The following is a 24,421-nucleotide window of genomic DNA, read 5'->3' as shown; positions in this document are numbered from 1 at the left end:
TCCAATTGGATGAGCTTAATACGCTGCCAATTATTGCAGATTTATTTTTAAGACAACAACGTAAAATCAATCTGCCTTTTATCCAGATCCACTTTCTTTACGCGGATTTGAACCTCATCACCCAGCTGGAATTTCTTTTTCTTCCTTTGGCCAATGATCGCATAGTTCTTCTCGTCAAGCACGTAAAAGTCATCGGTGATATCCCGCAGCCTGACCATACCCTCACATTTGTTTTCCTCAATCTCCACATACATCCCCCATTCAGTAACACCCGAGACAATACCCGTATATTCCGTGCCAATCTGATCCTGCAAGTATTCGGCCTGTTTGTACTTAATCGATGCACGTTCGGCTTCAGCCGCTTTTTTCTCCATTTGTGAAGAATGTTCGGCCATTTTCTCGTAATGCTCCGCATTGATCTTGGTACCGCCCTCCAGATAGAATTGTAAAAGACGGTGTACCATCACATCGGGATAACGACGGATAGGAGAGGTGAAATGGGTGTAATAATCAAATGCGAGTCCATAGTGACTTGTCTTCTTTGTCGTATAGATCGCTTTGGCCATCGAACGTACCGCAAGCGAAGTCAGCATATTTTGTTCTTTGCTACCTTCTATCTTTGTCATCAGCGCATTTAAAGATTTCGCTGTTTCCTTATCCGTTTTGATGGTCAATTTATGACCAAACCGCGCTGCAAATTGCGAGAAAGTTGTCAGCGTCTCCGGATTAGGTACATCGTGGAACCGGTATACAAAAGTAAGCTTGTTTTTTCCGCGGCCTTGTTTGCCAATAAACTCGGCAACCTTCCGGTTGGCCAATAACATAAAATCTTCGATCAGCTTGTGCGCATCTTTACGGACTTTGGTATATACCCCTGTAGGTTTGCCATTTTCATCCAAGGTGAATTTTACCTCTTCACTTTCAAAGGCAATTGCACCATTCTTAAATTTACGCTCCCGCAGAATATAAGCCAGTTCATTTAATTTTAGGATCTCTTCACTGAAATCACCCGATTTCGTTTCGATCACCTCCTGTGCTTCTTCATAACTGAAACGTCGGTCCGAATGGATAATTGTACGGCCGAACCATTGATCGTGTACATTGGCTTTTTCGTCCAATTCAAAAACAGCCGAAAAACAAAGTTTATCTTCATGCGGACGTAGCGAACAGACACCATTGGAAAGACGCTCCGGAAGCATCGGAATAACGCGGTCAACCAGATAAACGGATGTGCCGCGGTTGAAAGCTTCTTTGTCCAATTCTGTGTCGGGTATGACAAAATGCGAAACATCCGCAATATGAACACCGATTTCATAATTGCCATTCTCTAATTTTTGAAAGGAGATGGCGTCATCGAAATCTTTTGCATCCGCTGGGTCAATGGTAAAGGTCGTAACGTTTCTAAAATCACGCCGATTTGCAATTTCTTCCGCGCTTATTTTTTCCGAAATCTGATTGGCTTCAGCTTCAACTTTTTTAGGGAACTCCAATGGGAAACCATAGTCGGCCAAAATAGCGTTCATCTCGGTGTTATTTTCCCCTTTGGTACCCAAAACATGTTTTACCGTTCCGACAGGATTTTTGCTCCCGCTTGGCCAGTCGATAATCGAAACGACCACTTTTTCTTTATCCTTGGCTCCATTCAGATTGTCCAAAGGAATAAAAATGTCGTGTAGCATCTTGCGGTCGTCGGCAATAAAAAAAGCAAAATTGTTGGAGATGCTGATTGTTCCCGTGAAATCAGTCTTGGCCCTTTGCAGGATTTCAACGACTTCACCCTCTTTTTTGCGGCCACCTTTTCTTTTTTCGAAGGTATGGACCTTCACAATATCGCCATGGAGTGCCTGTCTAAGTTTCCGCGGAGCGATATAAATATCGTTTTCAAATTCATCATCAGGAATCACATAGGCGGAGCCATCGGCAGTCATATCTACCTTTCCTGTGACATAAACTTTAAGTTGCTTCAGATTAAATTTGCCGCGTTCGATCTCAATAAAAAGTCCATTTCTTACATTATCATGTAAAATATCGGCTATGGCGACTTTCGAGTCGTTATCTGTAAGGTTCAATTTTGACGAAACTTGTTTATAGTTGAGGGGCTTATTACCCGATTTTTCGAAGATATCGATGATCAGTTGTGTTAAGACCTCCTTATATGGATTTTCTTTTCTTGTTTTCATCCAATTATTATTTATTATTTATTTATTTGCATCGATTTGCGGCAGTCTTCCTATTGCAGCGAACTGGCTGTGATAGCGAATTTGTAAATTCAGCCGATACAATAGATCATGAGCGAGCCGTACATCAAGATCGATGCTAATACAATGTACGAAAAAAACAGCATTCGACACGACTATAACGAGCTAAACGGAGCATCTTCCGATAGCCAATGTATAGACAGTTCACCCGAAAAATAGTTTTGGATTCGTACAGCCTGATTTACTTTTTGCAATGATTGCACACACCAAGTGCATTTACGGCTATCGCTTCAAGACTAAAGCCTTCTGGAATCGATACTTTTGGTAAGATCATATCTTCCAGGCAGTACACAGAATTGCATACCCGGCAAATAAAATGTACGTGTTGGTCATGATGATCATGTTCTGAACAGTTTGTCGAACACATAGCGTAAGTAGCTGTACCATGTAGATCAAAGATTTTATGGATAATCCCTTTCTCTTCAAAGCTGGCCAATACCCGGTATAATGTGACACGGTCAATATCCTTGCCCAGTAATTTCTCCAGTTCTGGCTGTGAAATTGCAGACTCTTTCCTCGAAATAATTTCAAGTACCTTCAACCGGGGTTGGGTAACTTTTAAACTATTTCGTTTGAGAATTTCTGGATATACAGTGTTGGAATCTTCCATGGATTTCTTCGTTAAGCCTTAGATCAAATACAAACTAAGAGAAATTTACTTTTATTTGCAAGTTTAAAAACTATCCGACGAATTTATTCATCGTATTTTTTCCCTTTGCATAGACCATTAACGAACATAAACGGACCATTTTCTCTCTCAAAGATGCTTTTGACAATACAAAAATACGGAAACTATTAAAAATAAGAAAACCGATAAGTTTAAGATTAGTGTCATCTTACTTATCGGTTTTCGTTACTATATGGAAATATAGGAATCTTATTTGCCTGCAGCTTTAGCGTGATCAGCTAAGAATGTCGCTAGACCGCTGTCTGTCAATGGGTGTTTCAATAAGGCTAGGATCGCTGATAAAGGACCTGTCATAACATCAGCACCGATTTTAGCACATCCTAAAATGTGTGCACTGTGACGTACAGAAGCAGCTAAAATTTGTGTAGGATAGTTGTAGTTATCATAGATTAAACGAATATCTTCGATCAACGCTAATCCATCTGTAGAGATATCATCCAAACGACCGATAAAAGGAGATACATAGGTTGCCCCAGCTTTAGCAGCCAATAGTGCCTGACCAGCTGTAAATACCAATGTACAATTTGTTTTAATACCTTTTTTGCTGAAATATTTAATTGCTTTTACGCCATCTTTGATCATAGGGACTTTGACAACTATCTTGCTGTCAAGAGCTGCTAACGCTTCTCCTTCTTTGATCATTTCTTCATAATTTGTAGAAATAACTTCAGCACTGACATCGCCATCAACGATTGCACAGATCGCTTTATAATGGTTGATTACGTTTTCATCACCGCTAATACCTTCTTTAGCCATTAAACTTGGATTGGTTGTTACCCCGTCTAATACGCCTAAGTCTTGGGCTTCTTTGATTTGCTCTAGGTTCGCTGTGTCAATAAAAAATTTCATTGTATATGTTATTGAATGATAATAATTTGATTATTCTAAAGTTCAAAATAATGATGCAAAGTTATTGATTATATTCCAGTATTGAAGCATTGATTTTCACCTATTGTATCTTTATTTTAGCAAAAAGGAATCTCTTCTCCTAATTTTTTGTTATACTTTTAATATAGTATTATCTTTACGTATGCAGGTTTTTCGTTCGCTCCATTATAGAAATTTCCGGTTACATGTTATAGGTCAAGCAATTTCCCTTATGGGAACTTGGATGCAGCGGATAGCCATCAGTTGGTTAGTCTATGAATTGACCGGATCTGTGTTTTGGCTTGGTTTTGTGCAGTTTATCTCCCTGTTGCCTTCTTTGGTCCTGTCTCCATTTATCGGCAGTTTTGTCGATAAGCATAAAAAGTATAAATTGGTTCTGATGACCCAAATTGGTCTGATGATACAGGCTGGGATCTTGACCCTGGTCGTTTATCTGAAATGGGAGAGTGTCTTATGGCTTTCCATCTTAGGTCTTATACAGGGAGTCATTAATTCCTTCGATGTTTTGGGGCGTCAGTCGCTGATGATGTATTTGGTTGGGGACCGTAAAGATCTGCCGAATGCCATAGCGCTGAATTCAACAATTTTCAATGGTGCCCGAATGTTGGGGCCTGCAATAGGAGGTATTTTACTGAGTACATACGGTGAACTCGTCTGTTTTGCCCTTAACTTTATCAGTTTTGTTCCGGTTATTATTACATTATTGATGATGCAGGTCGATGAAACACATGTTCAACTGAGTAAGGGAAGCAATTGGGAAGGCTTGGTCGAAGGCTTTCGTTACCTTAAACGTTCACCGCACATCTCCTCGCTGATTATTATCATGACATTCTCCAGTTTGATCGTTATTCCGTATACCTCGTTGCTGCCTGCCATAGCCAAAGAAATGTTTCATGGTGATGAACGTACGTTCTCCTGGTTTGAAAGTGCGGCCGGCCTGGGTGCGATGATTGGTGCTTTTAATATGGCCCGTTTAAAATCGGGTACCAATTTACGCTATCAGGTGATGGGGGCAGCTGCGCTTATGGGAGTTGCATTATTGTTTTTGGCGCATTCGAGTATGCTGCAGATGGCACTCGTCTATGTGATGTTGGTATCCTTTGCCATGATGATGCAAAACTCAAGTATCAATACATATATTCAGACGCATGCCATACCGATCTATCGTGCCCGGGCAATCTCGTATTACGTCATGGCTTTTCAGGGGATATTTCCCATTGGTACATTGATGATAGGTTCCTTAGCCAGTTACTGTGGGCTTCGAACGACATTATGCGTCATGGGGGGACTGGGGATATTGATTGCAATTGTGTACTATAGCTATCTCCGGCTCCATATCCACAAACGTCTATTTAAGTTTTAATTTCCGGGTTCTTAATTTTAAGGTGCGCTTTGCATAATCAATGACAGCGCCATAGTCTGCAAAAATATCTCCACCCAATACGCCGATCACTGGTTCGAGATCCATCTGCTGATAGGCATAATTGATCGAGCTTAAATCCAATACCGCAGTATTTAAGTTTTTTATCTGCCATTCACCTAATGTCAGACTCGGAATTTTTATATTGAAACTCTCCATTGAATTGGTGCCAAGTCCTGTTGATAATGTTTCTGAAGGTTCAAGCTGCAATTGGTCATCCAAAAGATGCCCCAATTGCGTTTTATCAAATACAGTTTTAGATGCGCCAGTATCAACTACCATCTTGAACGAACGATTATATATTTCTACATCGACTAAAATGTGTGTGCCCTGGCCTTGTAAATCCAATAATTGAAATGGTACTGTTGTCATATAGCCAAACATACCCAAAAATTCCCTTAAAAAAGAAATTTTAAAACCCGCAGTGCGTGTTGAACGTTCATAAAAAAAGCTGTTATTGATAGAATAACAGCTTTTTATCTCTTGATAGTTTATAAGCTACAGCTTATCTTTTTATTATTTATGAGCTACAGCGCTTTTATTTCTTTCAGTACATTATTCATTGTACGTACTGCTTCTGCACTTTTATTGAATTTTTCTTTGTCCTCGTCATCGAGTTGAATGGGGACGATGCGATCCCATCCTTTTTTATTGATGATAACCGGTACGCCCAGATTGATATCTTCTTGACCAAATTCACCTTCCAAATAAACGGATGCTGTAAATAATTTTCCTTGATCACGTACGATACTTTCGACGACTGCAGCTGTTGCGGCTCCCGGAGCATACCAGGCTGAGGTGCCGATTAGGCTGGTCAATGTTGCTCCACCAACCATAGTTTTGTGTACAATTTCGTCTTGCTCTTCCGGGGTAAGGAAATCAGTGACTGGAATACTGTTCCACGTGGAGTGCTTGATGAGTGGTATCATTGTTGTATCTCCATGACCGCCAATGACAATGGCATTGAGATCGGCCGCAGAAGCATTCAGTTTTTCACTCAGTTGATATTTGAATCGGGCTGAATCCAATGTACCTCCCATTCCAATAATTCTATTCTTAGGCAATCCACTTGATTTAAGTGCTAGATAGGTCATGGTATCCATGGGATTAGATACGATGACAATAATAATATCCGGAGAATGTTTTACTAAGTTTTCGACAACCGACTTGACAATATTGGCATTTGTCCCAATCAATTCTTCGCGTGTCATTCCGGGTTTACGTGGAATTCCCGATGTAATGACGGCAACAGTAGAACCTGCAGTTGAAAGATAGTCATTGGTTACCCCCTTGATTTTTGATTCAAAACCCAATAAGGCGGCGGTTTGTGCCATATCTTGCGCTTTGCCTTCTGCAAAACCTTCTTTAATATCCAATAATACAATCTCCTCTGCGACATTTCGACGGATTAAATTGTCCGCTGTAGTTGCTCCTACAGCTCCAGCACCAACAATAGTTACTTTCATATGTAAATTATTTGTTTATTCATGAGCTAATTTTTCCGCTTAAATATGCATTCCGCCTCCGGCGGTCTTTATGCCACATCGGATATCCGGTCCATCTTCACGAATGCTTGTACTTTTTCTTAATGGATATTTCATGAGCATTTATGTGGGTTACTAAATAATTCTTGAATTTAATCAATTATTGTCAGTAAATCAATGTATTTAGCGGGAATAACTTGTTTTTTGACATAAGAAATAGAACCCTCCAAAATCGATGACTTTTATAAAATAGCAAAAAAAAATAACAGGCCTGAAATTCGTTCAAGCCTGTCATTTCTTATCGTGTAAATCAAATTTGAATTCCTAGAACGGATAGCCGATGGCTAGGTTGAACATCAAATTATCCTTTCTCCATTTTGAACTTCCAAAGTCGATATCCTTGAATACCCAACGTTCTCCTTTTGGAAGATAGGGGATGCGGAAAGGTATTGACATATCTGTACGAATGATCAAAAACGTAAAGTCGAAGCGTAATCCAGCTCCACCGCCAACGGCTAATTCATTTAAAAAGTTCTTGCTGAATTTACCGCCCGGCTTGTTGACATCTTCCCGTTGCAACCACACATTCCCGGCATCAATGAATGCTGCCCAATGAACAAAGCCTGCTAATTTAGCTCTGTATTCTGTGTTAAGTTCCAATTTGATATCACCGGTCTGATCGGCATAGAAGAGGCCGTTGCTTAATTTTTCAGGGGCAACTGTTCCCGGTCCAATTGCACGAGCACCAAATGCACGGATACTGTTAGGTCCACCCACATAATATTGTTTTAAATAGGGAAGTGACCGAGAGTTACCATAGGAATAGCTTAGCCCTAAACTGACCCGTGAAGCAAGCTGCGAATTCTCCGACAATTTGAGATAGTGTCTGCCGTCGCCACTGATCTTGATGTATTGGGAGAAATAAGCATCGAACAATTTGAAGGTTTTCCCTTTATTGAAATCTGCTCCTTTTATCAAACCGAGTATATTCCCCGAGAGGTCCAGGTTGCCTTTGAAATAAAATGTATTTTTCAAATGCTGCTTCATCGTGTTTTGAAACGTGAAGTTATAATTGGGGCCAATCGTAAATTGTGGATCTATTGCATGCCTTAACGCCGGAATAGTATCCATTTGTTTTTGGTAGTTTTCAGAAATACCTTTAGGCTGAACATAGGTAATCTCCATTAAAGCAAGATCGTGCTGCTTCTCCTCAGACTCCTGCCAGATGTAACCGTAATCCAATGCGATGGAATTTAAGGTATATGCTTTGCGGCGATTTAAAAATTCATAGCGGCCTTTGACATAAGTCTTCGGGATAAAACGTCGCGTAGGAGAAATCCTTCCAAAAGGAGACAATATCCGCGGAAAGGTCAATGTAGCCTCCATCCCGTAACGGTAATAACTCGAATTGAGGTCAGCCGATCCACCGGTTTGGGTTTCATAACCACCGAATACATTAAAACTTAACTGCTCCGCGCCTTTAAATGCGTTGCGTAAAGTCCAGTTGACATTAACTTCTGTACCATTGTATACCGAAGCCATTTTTCCCAAAAGTTCCACACGGAGTGATTTTTTTGGCAATGGGGTTAAGTAGTAGTAGACGTCTAGTGCATTGGGAACTTCTTTGCTGTCAACAAAGTTATTTTTGACAAATTTCCAGCTATTGAGATTCACCAGATGGCTGATGGTTTGGTTGTGGGCATTACGGTTGTAGACATCGCCGGGGTGGAAGAAGATATGGTTCGCGATAACAGGCTTTCTATAAAGATGCTGGCGGTCTATAAAATAGTAGCTGCTATCATATAGTTCCGCGTTACGGGTGGATCGCTGATAACCGGTGCTTGTTTCCGTGTAGTTCGGGTAAATGTAGATTTTATTGATCTTTGACGGTACCCTCGCCTGTGCCGGTGTTTCCTTCTTTACAGTAACATACATGTCGACCTTGTTGTTCCGGTGTGAACTGTCTACCTGAACCAGGATGTAATCAGGACTGAAATAATAATACCCTTTATTTTTGAGGTCATTGTCGATGCGGTCACGCTCATTTAGGATAACATCAAGGCTATAATTTTTGCCCACCTGTAAGAGACTTTGATCGGAGCTCGAACGAATATCTTTACCCAGCTGGGTTGTGCTGTCAATATCAAATTGAACAGACCTTATTCGGTAGATAAAATTTGGCTTGGCGGTATAATTAACCGTTGCTTTTTTGTTTTCAACTAAAGTGTCGGATTTTACTTCAGCATTAAAGAAACCAAAATTCTCCAGACGATTACGCAGTAGATTCTCATTGTACTCGCGATTGACATCGCTCAACAATACCGGTTTCTCACCAATTTTCTTGAAAAATTTTTTAATGATATTATTCCCTACAGAATCGCCGGCCATATTGTTGAAGTACAACTTGAATGGTACGCCAGCTAGACGTTTATTGGGTTTGGGCATCAATGCCGCTTCTAAATGGGTCGCAATCTTTTCCTTATTTTCCTTGGAGATGGTGTCCGAATCGACTATCACGTTGCCTTTAACATATAAGCTTTCCCCTTCTTTCAGATTCTTTGTTGAAGAACAGGATGCTATAAATGCAGCGAATGAAACTATTCCAACAATATACTTTAGTTTAGCTTGCATGATAACTCCTTTCCTCATCTTCATTTTTTATAGCTGTCGTTCTGATGGTATCTATATTTGATTTTGGACTATCGCTTTTCGGCGTGTTTTTACTGGAGTCCAACTGTTGTTTACGTTTCTCTTGTTCTCTTTTCTCCATACGTTTTCTGTACTCAGGGCTATGGGTCATCAAACTATCTCTGATGACTGTGCGTACGCTATCACGATACACTGAATCGGTTTCCATACGTTCCACATCAAAACGTTTTCTGAAACCTTTGCTATTCGTGTCATAGTACGCTTTGAGTTTTTTCGAACTCATCCAGATTTCCTTAAATCGGTTGTAATCCATATTGATGATAAATCCGATACCTGTTTCTACATATTGGCCTTGGAGTGTAACCTGATATTGATTTTTACGATATACCCGTGCAAAATAGCGACCATCTTGCGAAAGTTGATAATCCAATTGGATATCCCCAGCAATATTGTTGGCGGTTTCTCCCGGACGTGTATTTCCTTCAACTTCAAAATTAGAACCAACGGTAATTTTTAGTCGATCATTTAAAAGCATTTTAGATACACCGATATTCAGATCTGTTCGGGTTTGGCCCGCTCCAGTAGCATAATCTTCCTCCGAAGTTAAGTTGAAATCCAGTTCTACTCCGGTGATAAGCTCGGAGGCAAGGCGGTTCAATTGACCGCTCAGGAATGAACTGATGCTATTTCTGACAATGGCTTCTGTACCACCGCCACCGGATAAACTTTCAAATGGATTGGTCGACATAAAGCGCCCTAAAACGATGAGTGAAAAGACCTGTTTGTTAAGTTCAGATGGATTTTCACGCAAGGTGGTCAATGCGTTATTTACTTTGCTGATCACATCTTGGGAAACAACCGAGTTGTTTTCGTCCAAGTCGATATCAAAATTCAGTTGCGGTTGAAACAATTTGTCTGTAATCTTCAACAAGACATTGAAAGGAATACGTTGCTTGTATAAATTAGCGTTTTCTGATCCCAGTTGCGTCGCTACAAGCTCCAGCGTTGGAGCTTTGGTTGTGTATGCCGCTGTGATATTAAGCTGCGCATCCAAGGGATCTCCGTTCCAGGTGATCGTACTTCCTTTTCGGAATGTAAAATCTTTTTTTACGGGACCAAAACTGAATGAATAGCTCCCTTTGTCTACGGTAAATGTACCTGACAAGGTAATTTTGCTGCTCGCATCAATGCCTGCGTTCAGTTCCGCTTCCCCTTGGATATTCAGTGCATCCTGTGAACCGGCATCCAAGAGAATTTTAAATTTGGCATCCTTATCCGTTTGAAGATTCAGATCTACGTCGATTCCCGTCAGACGGGTTACGGTCATCGAATCTAATTTCGCAAATACGTTAGCTCTTGTGGTATCACTCTTATCAACAAATTCGACAACACCTTTACGATCGGCCATCCCAGGATCCTCGTTTGGCATAACAAAGGTGAAATCGGTATCATCTAATACCTTGATTGTACCATCAACGATAGGCTTATCAAGATTCCCCCGAATGCGAAGGTTCGAGGTAAGATACATTTTACCGTAGAACATGTCGTTGTCGCTTTGTGTTGAATTGAGTACCTCAAAATTGTCTGTATTGATATTGAGATTAAAATCAAAATCAGTATACGTTTTGGTTTCTATGGATCCTGTTACCTTGGCAATATTTCCTTTCTTGTCTTCCAATGCAAATTTTGGGAAAGTAATACCCCTTTCATCCAGATGAATGGTTTCATCTTTAGCTTTGAAAAGTGCATTCAACATAGCAATATTGAACTGTGCATCTTTAAACTTCACATCGCCATTAATGAGTGGTTTGGATGGCGATCCCGTTATTTTTAACTGGCCTTCAAGATTTCCCTTCGAGTCTTTTAGATAACCCAAACTGAATGCCTGAACTGTCTGCATGGAGAGTGGCGCAATATCCAAGGTGAAATCCAAGCTTGCTTCTCCCTTTGGAGGATTGATAAAATCACCACTTAATACGACATTATTGCCATTTTCACTGATACTGATATTCGCATTATAGGTGTTTTCCTTTTCATTGTTAACTTTTATGTTGACATTACCGACAGTATCTTGTCCAATATAGAATTTGTCGATCGTAAGATCGGATACAAAGACAGGGCTACTTTCCAAACGTGATATGGTTGCCTGACCATTAATCCCGCCGCCAAGATCGACTGTTTCACTTTCAAGCATTTTACTTAATGTCTCAATGCGGAAATTTTTAAAGGCAATGTTGAGTGGCGAATTGAGCACACTGTCCTGCGATGATATACTCAGCTCTTGTCCTTTATTACTTAAGATAAAGTCATTGGCCTGAATACCTGTACTTCCAAATTTGAGCACGTTGTTTGGATTTATCGTCCACTTGTCATAGTTCAGCATAAGGCCATCCTGAAGTAAACTAAAAACAAATGCTCCATTATCAACGCGCATATTGGCGCCCAAATGATATTGCTCTTTCTCTTTCTTGTCTTTAATCCAAAGGCCAAAATCCAAATTATTTTGAATGACTTTACCACTGAAGACTGTATTCACCAGTTCGATATTGCTCACCTTGATTTTATTGATCAAGGCCGAGTAGTAAAGTGTACTGTCCAAGGTATTAATATCCAAGGTGACGTTATTGATTTCGGTACCACTATAGGTGATTTTAGGGGCATCCAATTTCGCAAGAATAGTTTTTGACTGACTATTGAACATACCATCCAACGTAATATCAGACATTTCCGTTAGTTCTGGAAGAAAATCCTTTATAAATTTAGTCCTGGTCAATTGGGCGGAAAACTCAATATTCTGAGGCTCATATTTGGGAACTTTAACAGCTTTTCCCGGCTGGTAGTATACCTGTAAAATGTCTTGAATAGCATTCTGCAACTCTAAAATTTTGTATTTCCCGACCAAATGGGCATTCAAAAAGTCCGATTTGAGTAGCAGCAAATTGCGGCTGGTATCGGCTTTTGCAACAAGTGAAATGCTGTCTAAAGTATAATATGCGTCGTTGTAAAGAATGGATGAATTGGTGATATGTGCCTCCCCATTTAAAAAATTCGGATCGGCTGAACTGAAATTGCCCACAAGTTTACCATGGTATTTGAGTTCATCATCCATTAATTTTAAGTTTTTAAGATTAATGGTATCTACCATAAGCTCAAAATCCACCTGCGGATATTTGGACTTCATGTTGGCCGTTGCATTTAACTTCAATTGAATATTAGGGTCGGGACTAACCACGGAGGCTTTGATATCCCCTTTATCGGCAGTGAGATTCATATCGATATTCTGATAACGATAACCCATCGCATCCATTCGATTTACTTTGCCATCAAAATTGGCGACAAGTTTCTTCGGATCTGTTCCATGACCTTTGATTTTTCCCTCAAATGAAAGTATGCCTAATGTACTGTCCATTTTCATGATCTTACCAATGTCAAAATCACGAATACTCACAAATGCATCATAGGTTGTATCGCGACCTATCATGCCTACTTTACCATTGAACTTGGCTGTTCCTTTCTCTGTTACCAGCGAAAGATTGGTGTTAAAGGCATTCATCCCACCATTAAAAGTTCCGGTAAGGCCGATCGTATTGGGCAACTCTATTCCGCTAGGAAGCATTTTTTTTGAAACCAGCTTTTCGATATCCGAACGTCCTGTGGTCAATTTCTTTAAATTAAGATCCATTGACATTTTATCGACGTTGGGTAGACCCTTTAAATGCAGACTTGCAATGACACGTGTATTGGACAGGGTTTGGAAATCAATTGCCGGAATATTTAAATCATTTACCTTACCCACAACGCGACCATCAATATTAAACTTTTTGTCCATCAATGGTTTCATCACCTGCATGGTATCCAAAAAAGGAGCAAAATAGTAGATGTCGCGCATATCTACGTGGCTCTTTTTGATCGTTGCATTGACATAGATCAGCTCTGGCTTTTTGGCAATAATATCCAAAGATGGATAGGTTACTTTTAAGTAATCACGCAGTAGGGTACGTGGTGTTTCTGCGTACAGGTTTTTGATCTCCGCGCCGGTATTTGTATACTTAAAATCCCCTTTCAATTGCTTGATCACAAACCCGGAATGATCAGAGGCTACAAGCTCTTTTAATGATCCGCTGATCGAATCGGCGCTATAGTAAAGATCATTTAAACTGGTTTTCATTCCAGGGATCTTAATATTGAAGTAATCAAAGCCTTTCATACGGGCCTGATTGTTGTCTCTATACGCTAAGCTTGTATTGTTGATTTGGATTTCTTTGGCTGAGACAACCCAGTTTATTTTGGTGGTATCCGCGGTGTTTTTCGCTTCTGTGTTTACTTTTTTCTGGATCTTTCCAAAGAGCACATTATTGTCTGAACCGTCAAGATTGATCGTTTGAATATCGACAAGTTCTTTGTTAAGGTCGATCTTGTTAATGTCTGCATGAAGATTTTTGATATAAAATTTTGTATTCAGCAGACTGGATTGATCCTCATAGCGCACTAAGATATTGGTCAGGTCAGCAATCTGTATACCGACATCGGGAAGCAAGGTGGTTACTTGTGCCGTTTTATCTGTAATGCCAAAATCTTCGACCGTGGGTGCCGTGCCATCAACAACTGGTCGCCATTGTTTCACTGTGGCACTCAGACCATCTATCTTTACTTTGGGCAGATTGAAAGCCATGTTTTTTGTGAGGTCGAACTTCTTGATGTTGGTATTTAGGCTGTTCAGGTAAACATCAGCACTCGTTCCAATAACATCATCGGCATAGACAATATGAAATTTATCAAATTTGACCTTATCAAGGTTAAATAGAAGGGCTGAACTGCTGTCTGCAGTCGGTTTGCTTTCCTTTTGAGAAGCGAAAGCTTTAACAATATAATCAAAGTTGAATGAACTGTCCGGCAATGTACGGCGGATTTTTGCGGTGATTCCTTCTGCTTCAATGCTTTGAATTTCAACGGTATTTTTCAGAAGTTTTAGCATGTTGATATCGACCGCTATGCTTTTTCCTGCCACTAAGGTATCCTTGCTTTGGTCAGCTAAATAGATATCCTCTAAAACCAGTTTTTTAGGGAAATCAATATTAATGTAGCCAATTTTAACGGGGGTACCAATCTTACCTTCCACATAGTGTGTTACTTTTCCAGCAATATAATTCTGAACGGCGGGTATCCTGATTAAAAATACGATTAAAATAGCCAGCGCAATTATTACTCCAATAATCCACAATATTGTTTTGAAAGCAATTCGGGTAAATCTGTTCAACGTATAATTTGATTTAAGTATCTATTAATAAAAATTAAAACGGAAAAAAGTTTGCTAAGTTTTCAGCTATATAATGTATATCGTCACGATTTCAGCAAACTAAGATAAATTTGCGTGTAAATGCAAGTTTAATTTATGTGCTATACTTGCTAGCAAATATTACACAGTTCTTCATTTCCCTTGTATAAAATCATTTTATCGTGGGAATGTCCTAAAAACACATCAAATAATTGACCAAACCATTCTAGTCGTCCAAAGTTTTTTGTTTTTTAATTTTATGTTAATAAAAACATTAAATACCTATCAATTTGTCAAAGTAATAGGTATTTAATAGATGCATTATCCTGCTCGATATTCGTTTGGAGAAGAATATAGGCAATTATTCCATCAGTTTTTTATACTTGCCCCAGTTTTCGAATACCACCCATAGCCAAATAATGAAAAGTACAGCCCAAATAATTAGTCCCATTTGGCTGTAAAAAATCATGTTGTGGGTAAAAATACCAATGAGTATGGGGAAGATGACCAGTGCACCCAGTGTTCTCGTTTTTGGGAAAATAAACAATAAACCGCCCAAGAGTTCGATGATTCCAACCAGTGGCATTAGCCATTTAATCGTGGCAAAAGCCTCAAATACCTTTTTCATGTCCATATCCATTGGTGGCGTAGGCATATAATGAAAAAGTTTATCCAGCCCTGCATTGATGAATAGCAAGGCAAATAAAATACAAAGTATATTTTTAAAGATCTTCATAACGGTCAATTTTAAATTGATTATTTCACGGTTATCGTTGTAGGGGGATCAGTGCTGTTATCTTCTTTGTCTTTTTCTTCCTTGTTTGTATTTCGTTCTACAGTGATCGTACATTCTGTAAGCAATGCGGCTACAGCACCGATTGCTGCAAAGACAGGTGCTAAGATCAAGCCTATGGCACCAACAGTTACTGGAAAGCTCATGATTTCTTTGCCATGTTTGTCCGAAATGCTGATTTTGCTCACATTGCCCTCAGCAATGATTTCTTTGATCTTTTGTAAAAGGTTTTCACCGTTAATCTGAAATGTCTCTTTGAATCCCATAATGATATAATTTAAGTTCGCTCCTATAAAGTTATTCATTTTTTTACAGGAATTTATATAAAGTTATCAGCATGGTTGATCTTTGGTTAATTATAAACTGTATGGCTATTTTGAAATAGGGCAAAGCGCTTTTGCCTTTTGTTTCAAAAGTTTTTATGGTATATCCTTGGTTATATATTGCCCGTGAATGATGGACCAAAATTTACTTGAGCCGTCTGTTTGGCTCTTTCGTGAAAGCTCGTGTTCTTCGTGGGGTACAATTGTCAATCAGATTCGCTCTTGATACGCTTTTTTATCGGATATACTTCGGATATTTAACGGAGCTTATTCGCTGGTAACCGAAGAAGCACCGAACGAGCACCGAACGAGCACCGAAGAAGTACCGAACAAGTACCGAATGTCTTATACTGAAATAGGTTTACATTTACCGAACAGATTACTATATAGATTTTACATCCTATTTTTTCTACTGGATTTGGTTGTCATTGTCCGTTTTCTGACTGTTATCGGTTGTCCTTTCCCTAACCACAGTTTCCCTAGTTTTGCTGCGGAACTTTTTTGACTCAGCGTTACGTCTTTGAAACATTTTGGGAACTTTTTGGTTCTGCAATTGCTGATGTGCCTGCTGGGGAGACATCATATTGCAGGACATATGTGGCCTAAAATGATTGTATATATTGACTGCCTTGACCAGCTGTGCAAGTGCCGTTTTGTAGTCTGGAAAGGTCTCAGCCATGCGATATTCGCTTTTTAGGATGCCATTTAGCCTTTCTGCCACGGCATTGTCGTACGGGCTTCCGGATTGTGTCATGCTTATTGTAATCCTATTTTCCTGCAATATAGTGACATAATTTGTACTGCAATACTGGATGCCGCGATCGGAGTGGTGGGTCAGATCGCTCTGTGGATACATTCTATGTGATATTGCCATCCTGAGCGCTGATATACAGGCCTGTGCTGTTGGCCTGTGCGTAAGTTTGTAGCCCACGATCTTTCGGGAATAGGCATCTGTGACCAGGCACAGGTAGATCCATTTGTCCCGGATGCGGATGTAGGTGATGTCACTTACCCATATCTGCTCGGGACGCAGGGCCTGCCTGCGCTGCACAAGGTCGGGCCACTTTTTGAAACGGTGGTCGGACTGGGTGGTGATGGCATACCTGCGTTTGCATTTGACCAAAAGGTCATTTTCGCGCAACAGTCTGAAGAAAGCGTCCCTTCCCAGTCCAACCATCGCACTACCCATTTCTTTGACCAATATGCTGCGGAGTTTAAGGGTACCCATGCGATGGGAGTCCTTCCGAATTTCACGTACCCGCGCCAGCACAAGCCCGCTGCGAACGGAGTATTCCTGTTCTCTGCCCATATATTTATAGTAGGATTGCCTTGTTCTGCCAAATAGTCCACAAAGTCTGGAGACCGAAACATTCTGGTAACACGACTTCATTTCTTGGACGATTTGGCCCCAGACTTTTTTACAAAATCAGCCCCATGGAGCTCCTCCGCTTTTTTGATCAACATCTCCAGGGCAGTAATTTTGAGGTTCGCCTGGAAGAGTTCATCCCTGAGATCCTGCTCATTTTTCACCCCAGTGTCTTCTGGCTCAACAGTCTGGGAAACTTCCAGCTCCAGATTGTTTTCCCACTGCTGGTACCATTTCATAAAATACCGCGGAGTGGCTTCCCCCGGAAGATTGTACTTCTGGGCAAGTTGCGAATAACTCAGCTTGCCCGCAAGGTATTCTCTGGAAACGAGGATCTTGAAGCTATCACTGTAAACTTGCTGTCCCCCTGATTTACGTTTTGTCATACGCTTTTTCATAATATTAAATTTAAGATTTTAATATTCGGTTTTTGTAAACCTTTTTCAGGAATGGACAGAATGATCTCCGAATTTGACCGCTCGTTAAACATAAAAAAAGTCCCGCGCATTGCGCGGGACTTTTCGAGATTTATAGCGTAGCTATTAACCTAATGCTGTTAAGCTTTCTTGAAGAATTTTAATCTTCGCTTCGGCATCAGCCTTTTTACTTTTTTCGTTTTCAACAATTTCAGGTTTAGCATTTTGCACAAACCGTTCATTGGAAAGCTTTTTGTCTACAGATACAAGGAAACCTTTTAGGTATTCCAATTCTTTCTCGATACGCTCACGTTCAGCATCTGCATCAATATTATTTTCCAACGTAACATAACATTCGTCTTTGCCAGCAAGGAAACTTGCGGCACCAGCTACTTTCTCAGAAACAAAAGTTACGCCTTCCAAGTTTGCAATCTTGGTGATGATATCAATATATTGCTCCAGGTTGATCTCCGATTGTTGATTGATCGCTAATGGTAAAGCAACTTTAGGGGAGATACCTTTAGAATTACGAATATTCCGAACTTCCGAAATAATCTGTTGAGCGATAGCGAAATCTTTTATAAGCTGCTCATCAAAATCATTCGCTGTAGGATAAGGGGCTACGATAATGCAATCTTTCTCGTCTTTCACACCGAACAGTTCGTCATGCCACAATTCTTCTGTTAGGAAAGGCATGAAAGGATGTACTAAAGTGAGTATACGTTGGAAAAAAGATTTTACTGTTGCTAAGGTTTCGCTAGAAATAGGGGAGCCATAAGCCGGTTTCACTAATTCAAGGTACCAAGCACAGAAATCATCCCATACCAATTTGTAGGTTGTCATCAATGCATCTGATAAACGATAGTGTTTGAAGTTTTCTTCGATATCGACCAGAGCTTGATTTAACCTTGCCTCAAACCAAGCTGCCGAAATCTTATCTGAATCTGAAGCTGGAGTAGTTGTAATTTCCCAGCCTTTAACCAAGCGGAAGGCATTCCAGATCTTATTGGCAAAATTACGGCCCTGTACACAAAGTTCTACATCAAAAGGAAGGTCATTACCTGCTGGAGCAGTCAATAACATTCCCATCCGCGTAGCATCTGCACCATATTCATTCATCAAATCAATCGGATCAGGAGAGTTGCCCAGTGATTTAGACATTTTACGGCCCAGTTTGTCGCGTACAATACCTGTGAAATAAACATTTTCAAAAGGCAATTGTCCGCGGAATTCATATCCTGAAACGATCATACGTGCTACCCAAAAGAAAATGATGTCTGGGGCAGTGACTAAATCTTGCGTAGGGTAATAGTAGTTTATTTCTGCATTTTCTGGTTCGTTGATGCCATTGAAAACCGAAATTGGCCATAGCCAAGCTGAAAACCAGGTATCAAGCACATCCTCATCTTGACGTAGATCGGTCAATTGAAGCGTTGTATTACCTGATTTTTCCTGCGCTAAAACAAGGGCCTCTTCAACCGTTTGTGCAACCACAAAGTCTTCGTTTCCATCGCCATAGAAATACGCCGGTATTTGGTGTCCCCACCACAATTGTCTTGAGATATTCCAGTCGGTAACATTCTCCATCCAATTGCGGTAAATATTTTTGAATTTCGTCGGATGAAATTTAATGGTATCGTCCATGACATTATCCAATGCCGGTTTTGCAAGATCCTCCATCTTAAGGAACCACTGATTAGAGATTTTTGGCTCAATAACAGCACCTGTTCGCTCTGAAGTTCCAACATTATTGGTATAGTTTTCAACTTGCTCCAATAATCCTTTTTCCTCCAGCTCTTTCTCGATTTCCTTGCGGACTTTAAAACGATCCATGCCAGCGTAATGCAGGCCATTGTCGTTCAGTTTTGCTTCGTCAGTAAAGATGTCGACAAATTCCAGGTTGTGCTTTTTACCTAGTGCGTAGTCATTCACATCGTGCGCTGGAGTAACTTTAAGGCATCCTGTACCAAACTCCAAATCAACATATTCATCTTCAATGATGTTCACTTTTCTGCCAACGATCGGAACAATGACTTGCTTTCCTTTTAACCAGGTGTAGCGCTCATCATTGGGATTGATACACACCGCTGTGTCACCAAAGATGGTTTCAGGACGGGTAGTCGCCACAACAATATATTGATCTGTTCCTTCAACCTGATATTTCAGGTGGTATAATTTGCCGTTTTTCTCTTTATAAATAACCTCTTCGTCTGAGATATTTGTTTTTGCTTCAGGATCCCAGTTGACCATGCGGTAACCACGATAAATCAATCCTTTACGATATAGATCTACGAATACGCGGATAACAGATTGATATAACTCCGGATCCATGGTAAAACGTGTACGATCCCAGTCACAGGAAGCGCCAAGTTTTTCGAGTTGTTTTAGAATAATACCACCGTATTTTTCCTTCCATTCCCAAGCATGTTTTAAGAAATCTTCACGCGATAAAGATCGTTTGTCAATTCCTTGTTCTTTCAACATAGCGACGACCTTAGCTTCAGTGGCAATGGAGGCGTGATCGGTCCCCGGTACCCAACAAGCGTTTTTTCCCTGCATACGTGCGCGGCGAATCAAAACGTCTTGAATGGTATTATTCAGCATATGCCCCATGTGCAATACTCCCGTGACATTCGGAGGAGGCATCACAATCGTGTAAGGTTCACGTTCGTCCGGGGTTGAACGGAAAAATCCATTCGCTTTCCAATAGCTGTACCATTTTTCTTCAGCTTCTTTTGGATTGTAAGTTTTCGCTATGCTCATTTTAAATTTTTGTATTCAAACTTTTAAGGAACACAAAAGTAAGGAATTCTATGTTATTTTCCTTAGTAATCCATTGATCTTGTTCTCAAACAAAAAGAAGTTATGAATAAAGGCTAAGCAATAAGTTTATTGAAGATCCTCCTAAGCAGAAGAGGTGGTTATTGCAGTGGGGTAAAGCATAACGCAGGATTTATACTTTTTTAATCTTTTCTTCATATTACTAAGTAATTAGCCCGTATTTCATGTAAATTAATGTAAATTTGCCTGTTTTATTTTTACACGAAGGGATGCAACGATTTGCGAATGAGCTTAGAGCTTTAACACAGTATTTTCTGTTCTGGTTAATTATCTGTTTTATAGATAGATTGATTTTTGTTACTGCTTTTTTTGAGAAAATAGGTTTTTCTAATTTTAAGGAGATTTTCAGAATTTATTACCACGGTTTGAACCTGGATTTTTCTGCTGTTTCCTATATATGTGCGCTGCCGTTTCTTGTGTATTGCATGTTAAGTTTTTTCCCAAAACTGAAACCCAAACGGCTGATCCTGGATATCTATACCATTATTGTCCTGGTATTGTTCTTTGTGACAAGCTTTATCAATGTTAACATCTACCGGGAATGGGGTGACAAAATTTCTAAACGTGCCATCGATGCATTTTTTGCCTCACCTTCGGGAGCCGTAGCTTCGGCTGAGTCCACGCCGGTGTTTCTCCCCATCGTTGGGATGTTGATCGGTATATTCTGTGGTTATTTTCTGTACCGCTGGATGTTTAAAAAAGTCTCTTTTTTCAATATCAAATCTCCTGTAGGTAATTTTTTCAAACTGGCAATCGGAGTCTTTGTACTTTTCACGTTTATTCGCGGTGGTTATGGGAGAGCGACACTAAACCCTAGTAAAGCCTATTATTCCGAGGAAACGTTTTATAATCATGCAGCGGTTAATACCCAATGGTCTTTTTTACGGGATTTCTTTGCCGAAAGTACCAAGCTAAAAAACCCCTATAATTATTACGCGGATCAGAAGGATATTCAGGACAAGCTACGACCTGCCTTTCAAAGCCAACCTGATTCTGCCGTTGAGGTATTGTCAACGACTCGTCCGAATGTCGTTATTATTATGTTGGAAAGTTTTGTCGGCGATCTCATTCAGTCTCTTGGCGGGGAAAAGGGAATTACGCCACACATGGAAGAATTGATTAAAGGCGGTATTTTGTTTGACCATATTTATTCTGCTGCTGATCGATCCGATAAGGGCATGGTAGCGGTTTTGAGCGGTTTTCCGGCACAAGGACCCGAGAGTATTATCAAGTATATCGACAAACATGAAAATATGCCTGCCATTGGACAGGAGTTCGATCATGCCGGCTATGAAACATCATTTTATCATGGTGGTCAGAGCGAGTTTTACAATTTTAAATCGTATATGCTGACGCATGGGATGTCTAGGGTGGTGGATAACGCCAATTTTGGATTGGATGCAGAACGTGCCTCATGGGGTGTATATGACAATGTGGTCTTTAATCAGATGATCAAGGATTTTAAAAAAGAAAAACAACCTTTCTTTTCGACGATCTTTACCTTAATTAATCACGAACCATTTGAGTTAAAACACGGCTATAAATTTGGCAATGCTACCAATGCGGATAAATTCCGAAGTACGGCAAACTATACGGATTCAGCTGTTTTTGATTTTATCAATAAAGCTAAAAAGGAAGCTTGGTATAAAAATACCCTTTTCGTAATTGTGGCTGATCATGGACATCGCCTTCCTTCAGAAAAATGGGAGCTATTTCACCCCAATCGCTTTCATATTCCGTTGATCTTTTTCGGTGATGTGATCAAACCTGAATATCGTGGGAAAATATTCAATAGAATCGGCAATCAAACGGATTTGGCGACTACCTTATTGACACAACTGAAACTCCCTACAGATCGTTATCATTGGAGCCGGGATCTTTTTAATCCGACGACACCTCAAATAGCGTTCTATAATTCTAAAGACGCCTTCGGTGTAATTACACCAAAACAAGCAGTTTCATTCGATAACGTTGGAAGAATCATTAACTATAGGTCCAATAAGGAATATCCCGTTGGCAAAACAGACAGCTTATTGAATATTGCCAAAGCGTATTATCAAGACGTATACCGTGAATTTTTAAAATATTAGAGCTATGAAATTAAGAGGAGTATTTGCACCTTATTTTGCTGTCGCAATTCGTTTTATCTTTCTTTTGGTCATCTATGCGTTATTGCGATTGGGGTTTTATGGCGTCAATGCTTCCTTATTTCCTCATGTCGATGCAGGTAAGCTCTTGGTGATGTTTGCGGGTGGTGTACGATTCGACATTGTAGCCCTACTGTATTTTAATATTCTTTATATTGTGATGCTGACTGTTCCAGGTCCGTTTAAATCGAATAAAATCTATCAAAAAGTTGCAAAATGGATCTTTGTCGTGACCAATTCAATTGGTATAGCGTTAAATCTGATTGATTTTGCCTACTATCCATTTACCCTAAAAAGGACGACAGGAACAGTAATTGACCAATTTTCCAATGAATCCAACCTGATGAAGCTGGCTTTTGATTTCTGTTTGGATTATTGGTATCTCATTATTGTGTTGGTACTGGTTGTGTATGGTTTGATTAAATCGTATAAACTTATTCAAATTGAAAGGACTACGAAATATAGCTGGAAGTCATTTTTGATCCAATTGCCTTTGTTTTTATTGACGGCCTTCCTTTTCATTGGTGGTGTGCGTGGCGGTTGGGCCCATAGTACCCGTCCCATTACATTGAGTAATGCGGGTGATTATGTAGAGACACCGGAAGAAATGAATATTGTGCTGAATACGCCATTCAGTATATTGAAAACTTTAAAGGCTGTCAATCTTAAACCTATCCATTATTATTCCGAACAAGAGCTTGAGCAATTGTACAACCCTATTCATGTGCCGCAATCAGACCAGCCCTTTGCGAAGAAAAATGTCGTCGTTCTGATTTTAGAGAGTTTTGCAAAAGAACATTTTGGTGAGTTGAATAAAGATATCCAAGGTGGAAAATACAAAGGTTATACGCCTTTTTTGGATTCATTAATCCGCAATGCTTACACATTTACAGATACCTATGCCAATGGCCGTAAATCAATTGATGCTTTACCATCAGTCATTACCGGTATTCCTTCCATAGGAGAGCCTTTTGTACTTTCGATATATTCTGGAAATGAAACCACAAGCTTAGCGAAGCTTTTAGGGAAAAAGGGATATGAGACTGCTTTTTTTCACGGAGCACCCAATGGCAGCATGGGCTTCTCCGCTTATATGAAGCTGGCGGGTATCCAGCATTATTTTGGTAAAAACGAATATAACAATGACGCTGACTTTGATGGTATATGGGGAATCTGGGATGAACCGTTTTTGCAATTTGTAGCGAATAAGATCAACACGTTTCATCAGCCATTTTTCGCTAGTTTCTTCTCTTTATCTTCGCATCACCCATTTAAGGTACCTGAAAAGTATCAGGGGAAATTTCCTAAAGGACCTTTGCCCGTACAGGAACCCATTGGATATACCGATAATGCGCTGCGTGAATTTTTTGCAACAGCATCGAAAATGCCCTGGTACAAGAATACCGTATTTGTTATTTGTGCAGACCACGCTACCGTAAGCTACCTGCCGGAATATCAAACGGCAGCAGGGGGCTTCCAAATCCCTATTATATTTTATGCACCCGGTGATAATCTAGTTGGCAAAGCGGATAAATTGGTACAGCAAATAGATATTATGCCGACAGTGTTGAATTATCTGCACTATGATGAGCCTTATTTCGCATTTGGTTCAGATGCCTTCAAACCGGGTAAGGATAATTTTGTGCTTAATAATAACTCAGGAAGCTATAATCTCTACTATAAAGATTATATGATGTCTTATGATGGACTGAAAGTGACTTCATTTTATGATCTTAAGAAGGACCGCTTGATGAAACAGGATCTGTTAAAACAACATCCAGCGGTATTGGATACGATGGAGACCAAGATGAAAGCCTTTATCCAGCAATATAACAACCGTATGATTGAAAACAAGCTGACCTATAAAAAATAG

15 protein-coding genes are annotated in these 24,421 nt (G+C 40.0%); 3 read left to right on the top strand and 12 right to left on the bottom strand.

From position 1 onward, the window contains the following. Positions 1 to 47 precede the first annotated feature (47 nt). The 3 genes from rnr to fsa all read right to left on the bottom strand — a co-directional run bounded on the left by rnr (position 48) and on the right by fsa (position 3,795). Positions 48 to 2,180, bottom strand: coding sequence for a ribonuclease R (gene rnr, locus K2F45_RS23300; RefSeq protein ID WP_075994112.1), 2,133 nt, complete (start codon positions 2,178 to 2,180; stop codon positions 48 to 50). Between the two features lie 259 nt (positions 2,181 to 2,439). Further along, positions 2,440 to 2,868 (bottom strand): Fur family transcriptional regulator, encoded by a 429-nt coding sequence (locus K2F45_RS23295; RefSeq protein WP_075994111.1) that lies wholly within the window; start codon positions 2,866 to 2,868, stop codon positions 2,440 to 2,442. Positions 2,869 to 3,135: 267 nt separating this feature from the next. Continuing rightward, positions 3,136 to 3,795, bottom strand: coding sequence for a fructose-6-phosphate aldolase (gene fsa / locus K2F45_RS23290; RefSeq protein WP_075994110.1), 660 nt, complete (start codon positions 3,793 to 3,795; stop codon positions 3,136 to 3,138). 181 nt (positions 3,796 to 3,976) lie between these two features. Between fsa and K2F45_RS23285 the strand changes: the two genes are divergently transcribed. Continuing rightward, complete coding sequence (locus tag K2F45_RS23285; protein WP_276521433.1) at positions 3,977 to 5,197, top strand: MFS transporter; 1,221 nt, start codon at positions 3,977 to 3,979, stop codon at positions 5,195 to 5,197. On the opposite strand, the gene K2F45_RS23280 is transcribed toward K2F45_RS23285, so the two are convergent. From K2F45_RS23280 to K2F45_RS23240, 9 genes are all read right to left on the bottom strand, one after another. Next, complete coding sequence (locus K2F45_RS23280; protein WP_088163761.1) at positions 5,183 to 5,626, bottom strand: retropepsin-like aspartic protease; 444 nt, start codon at positions 5,624 to 5,626, stop codon at positions 5,183 to 5,185. The genes K2F45_RS23285 and K2F45_RS23280 overlap by 15 nt on opposite strands. A gap of 155 nt (positions 5,627 to 5,781) precedes the next feature. Beyond that, positions 5,782 to 6,720 (bottom strand): malate dehydrogenase, encoded by a 939-nt coding sequence (locus tag K2F45_RS23275; RefSeq protein ID WP_248932528.1) that lies wholly within the window; start codon positions 6,718 to 6,720, stop codon positions 5,782 to 5,784. Between the two features lie 342 nt (positions 6,721 to 7,062). Further along, positions 7,063 to 9,393, bottom strand: coding sequence for a translocation and assembly module lipoprotein TamL (gene tamL / locus K2F45_RS23270; RefSeq protein ID WP_075994107.1), 2,331 nt, complete (start codon positions 9,391 to 9,393; stop codon positions 7,063 to 7,065). Next, on the bottom strand, positions 9,359 to 14,644 hold the full coding sequence (locus K2F45_RS23265) for a translocation/assembly module TamB domain-containing protein (RefSeq protein WP_248932527.1): 5,286 nt from the start codon (positions 14,642 to 14,644) through the stop codon (positions 9,359 to 9,361). Before K2F45_RS23265 ends, tamL begins: the two co-directional genes overlap by 35 nt. A 379-nt stretch (positions 14,645 to 15,023) precedes the next feature. Then, positions 15,024 to 15,398, bottom strand: a complete 375-nt coding sequence (locus K2F45_RS23260) for a DoxX family protein (RefSeq protein WP_075994106.1) — start codon at positions 15,396 to 15,398, stop codon at positions 15,024 to 15,026. 20 nt (positions 15,399 to 15,418) lie between these two features. After that, positions 15,419 to 15,760 (bottom strand): DUF4342 domain-containing protein, encoded by a 342-nt coding sequence (locus K2F45_RS23255; RefSeq protein ID WP_232475613.1) that lies wholly within the window; start codon positions 15,758 to 15,760, stop codon positions 15,419 to 15,421. Positions 15,761 to 16,187: 427 nt separating this feature from the next. Beyond that, positions 16,188 to 17,168, bottom strand: coding sequence for an IS3 family transposase (locus K2F45_RS23250; RefSeq protein ID WP_157698357.1), 981 nt, complete (start codon positions 17,166 to 17,168; stop codon positions 16,188 to 16,190). Next, entirely contained in the window at positions 17,165 to 17,542 is a 378-nt protein-coding gene (locus K2F45_RS23245) for a hypothetical protein (protein WP_075993755.1), read from the bottom strand. Before K2F45_RS23245 ends, K2F45_RS23250 begins: the two co-directional genes overlap by 4 nt. Before the next feature lie 144 nt (positions 17,543 to 17,686). Further along, positions 17,687 to 20,323: a valine--tRNA ligase gene (locus K2F45_RS23240; protein ID WP_248932526.1), complete on the bottom strand. Its 2,637-nt coding sequence runs from the start codon at positions 20,321 to 20,323 to the stop codon at positions 17,687 to 17,689. Between the two features lie 503 nt (positions 20,324 to 20,826). Between K2F45_RS23240 and K2F45_RS23235 the strand changes: the two genes are divergently transcribed. Beyond that, positions 20,827 to 22,491 carry an LTA synthase family protein gene (locus K2F45_RS23235; RefSeq protein WP_248932525.1) on the top strand — a complete coding sequence of 555 codons (1,665 nt, stop codon included), beginning with the start codon at positions 20,827 to 20,829 and terminating at the stop codon, positions 22,489 to 22,491. Between the two features lie 4 nt (positions 22,492 to 22,495). Then, the gene (locus K2F45_RS23230; protein WP_075994103.1) at positions 22,496 to 24,421 is read left to right on the top strand and encodes an LTA synthase family protein; all 1,926 of its coding nucleotides are present in this window, start codon (positions 22,496 to 22,498) and stop codon (positions 24,419 to 24,421) included.

Source organism: Sphingobacterium siyangense, assembly GCF_023277505.1.
In the GTDB taxonomy this organism is placed as follows: Bacteria; Bacteroidota; Bacteroidia; order Sphingobacteriales; family Sphingobacteriaceae; genus Sphingobacterium; species Sphingobacterium siyangense.
The sequence above is the reverse complement of the archived record's forward strand: the minus strand, read 5'-3'. Positions and strand labels throughout refer to the sequence as shown.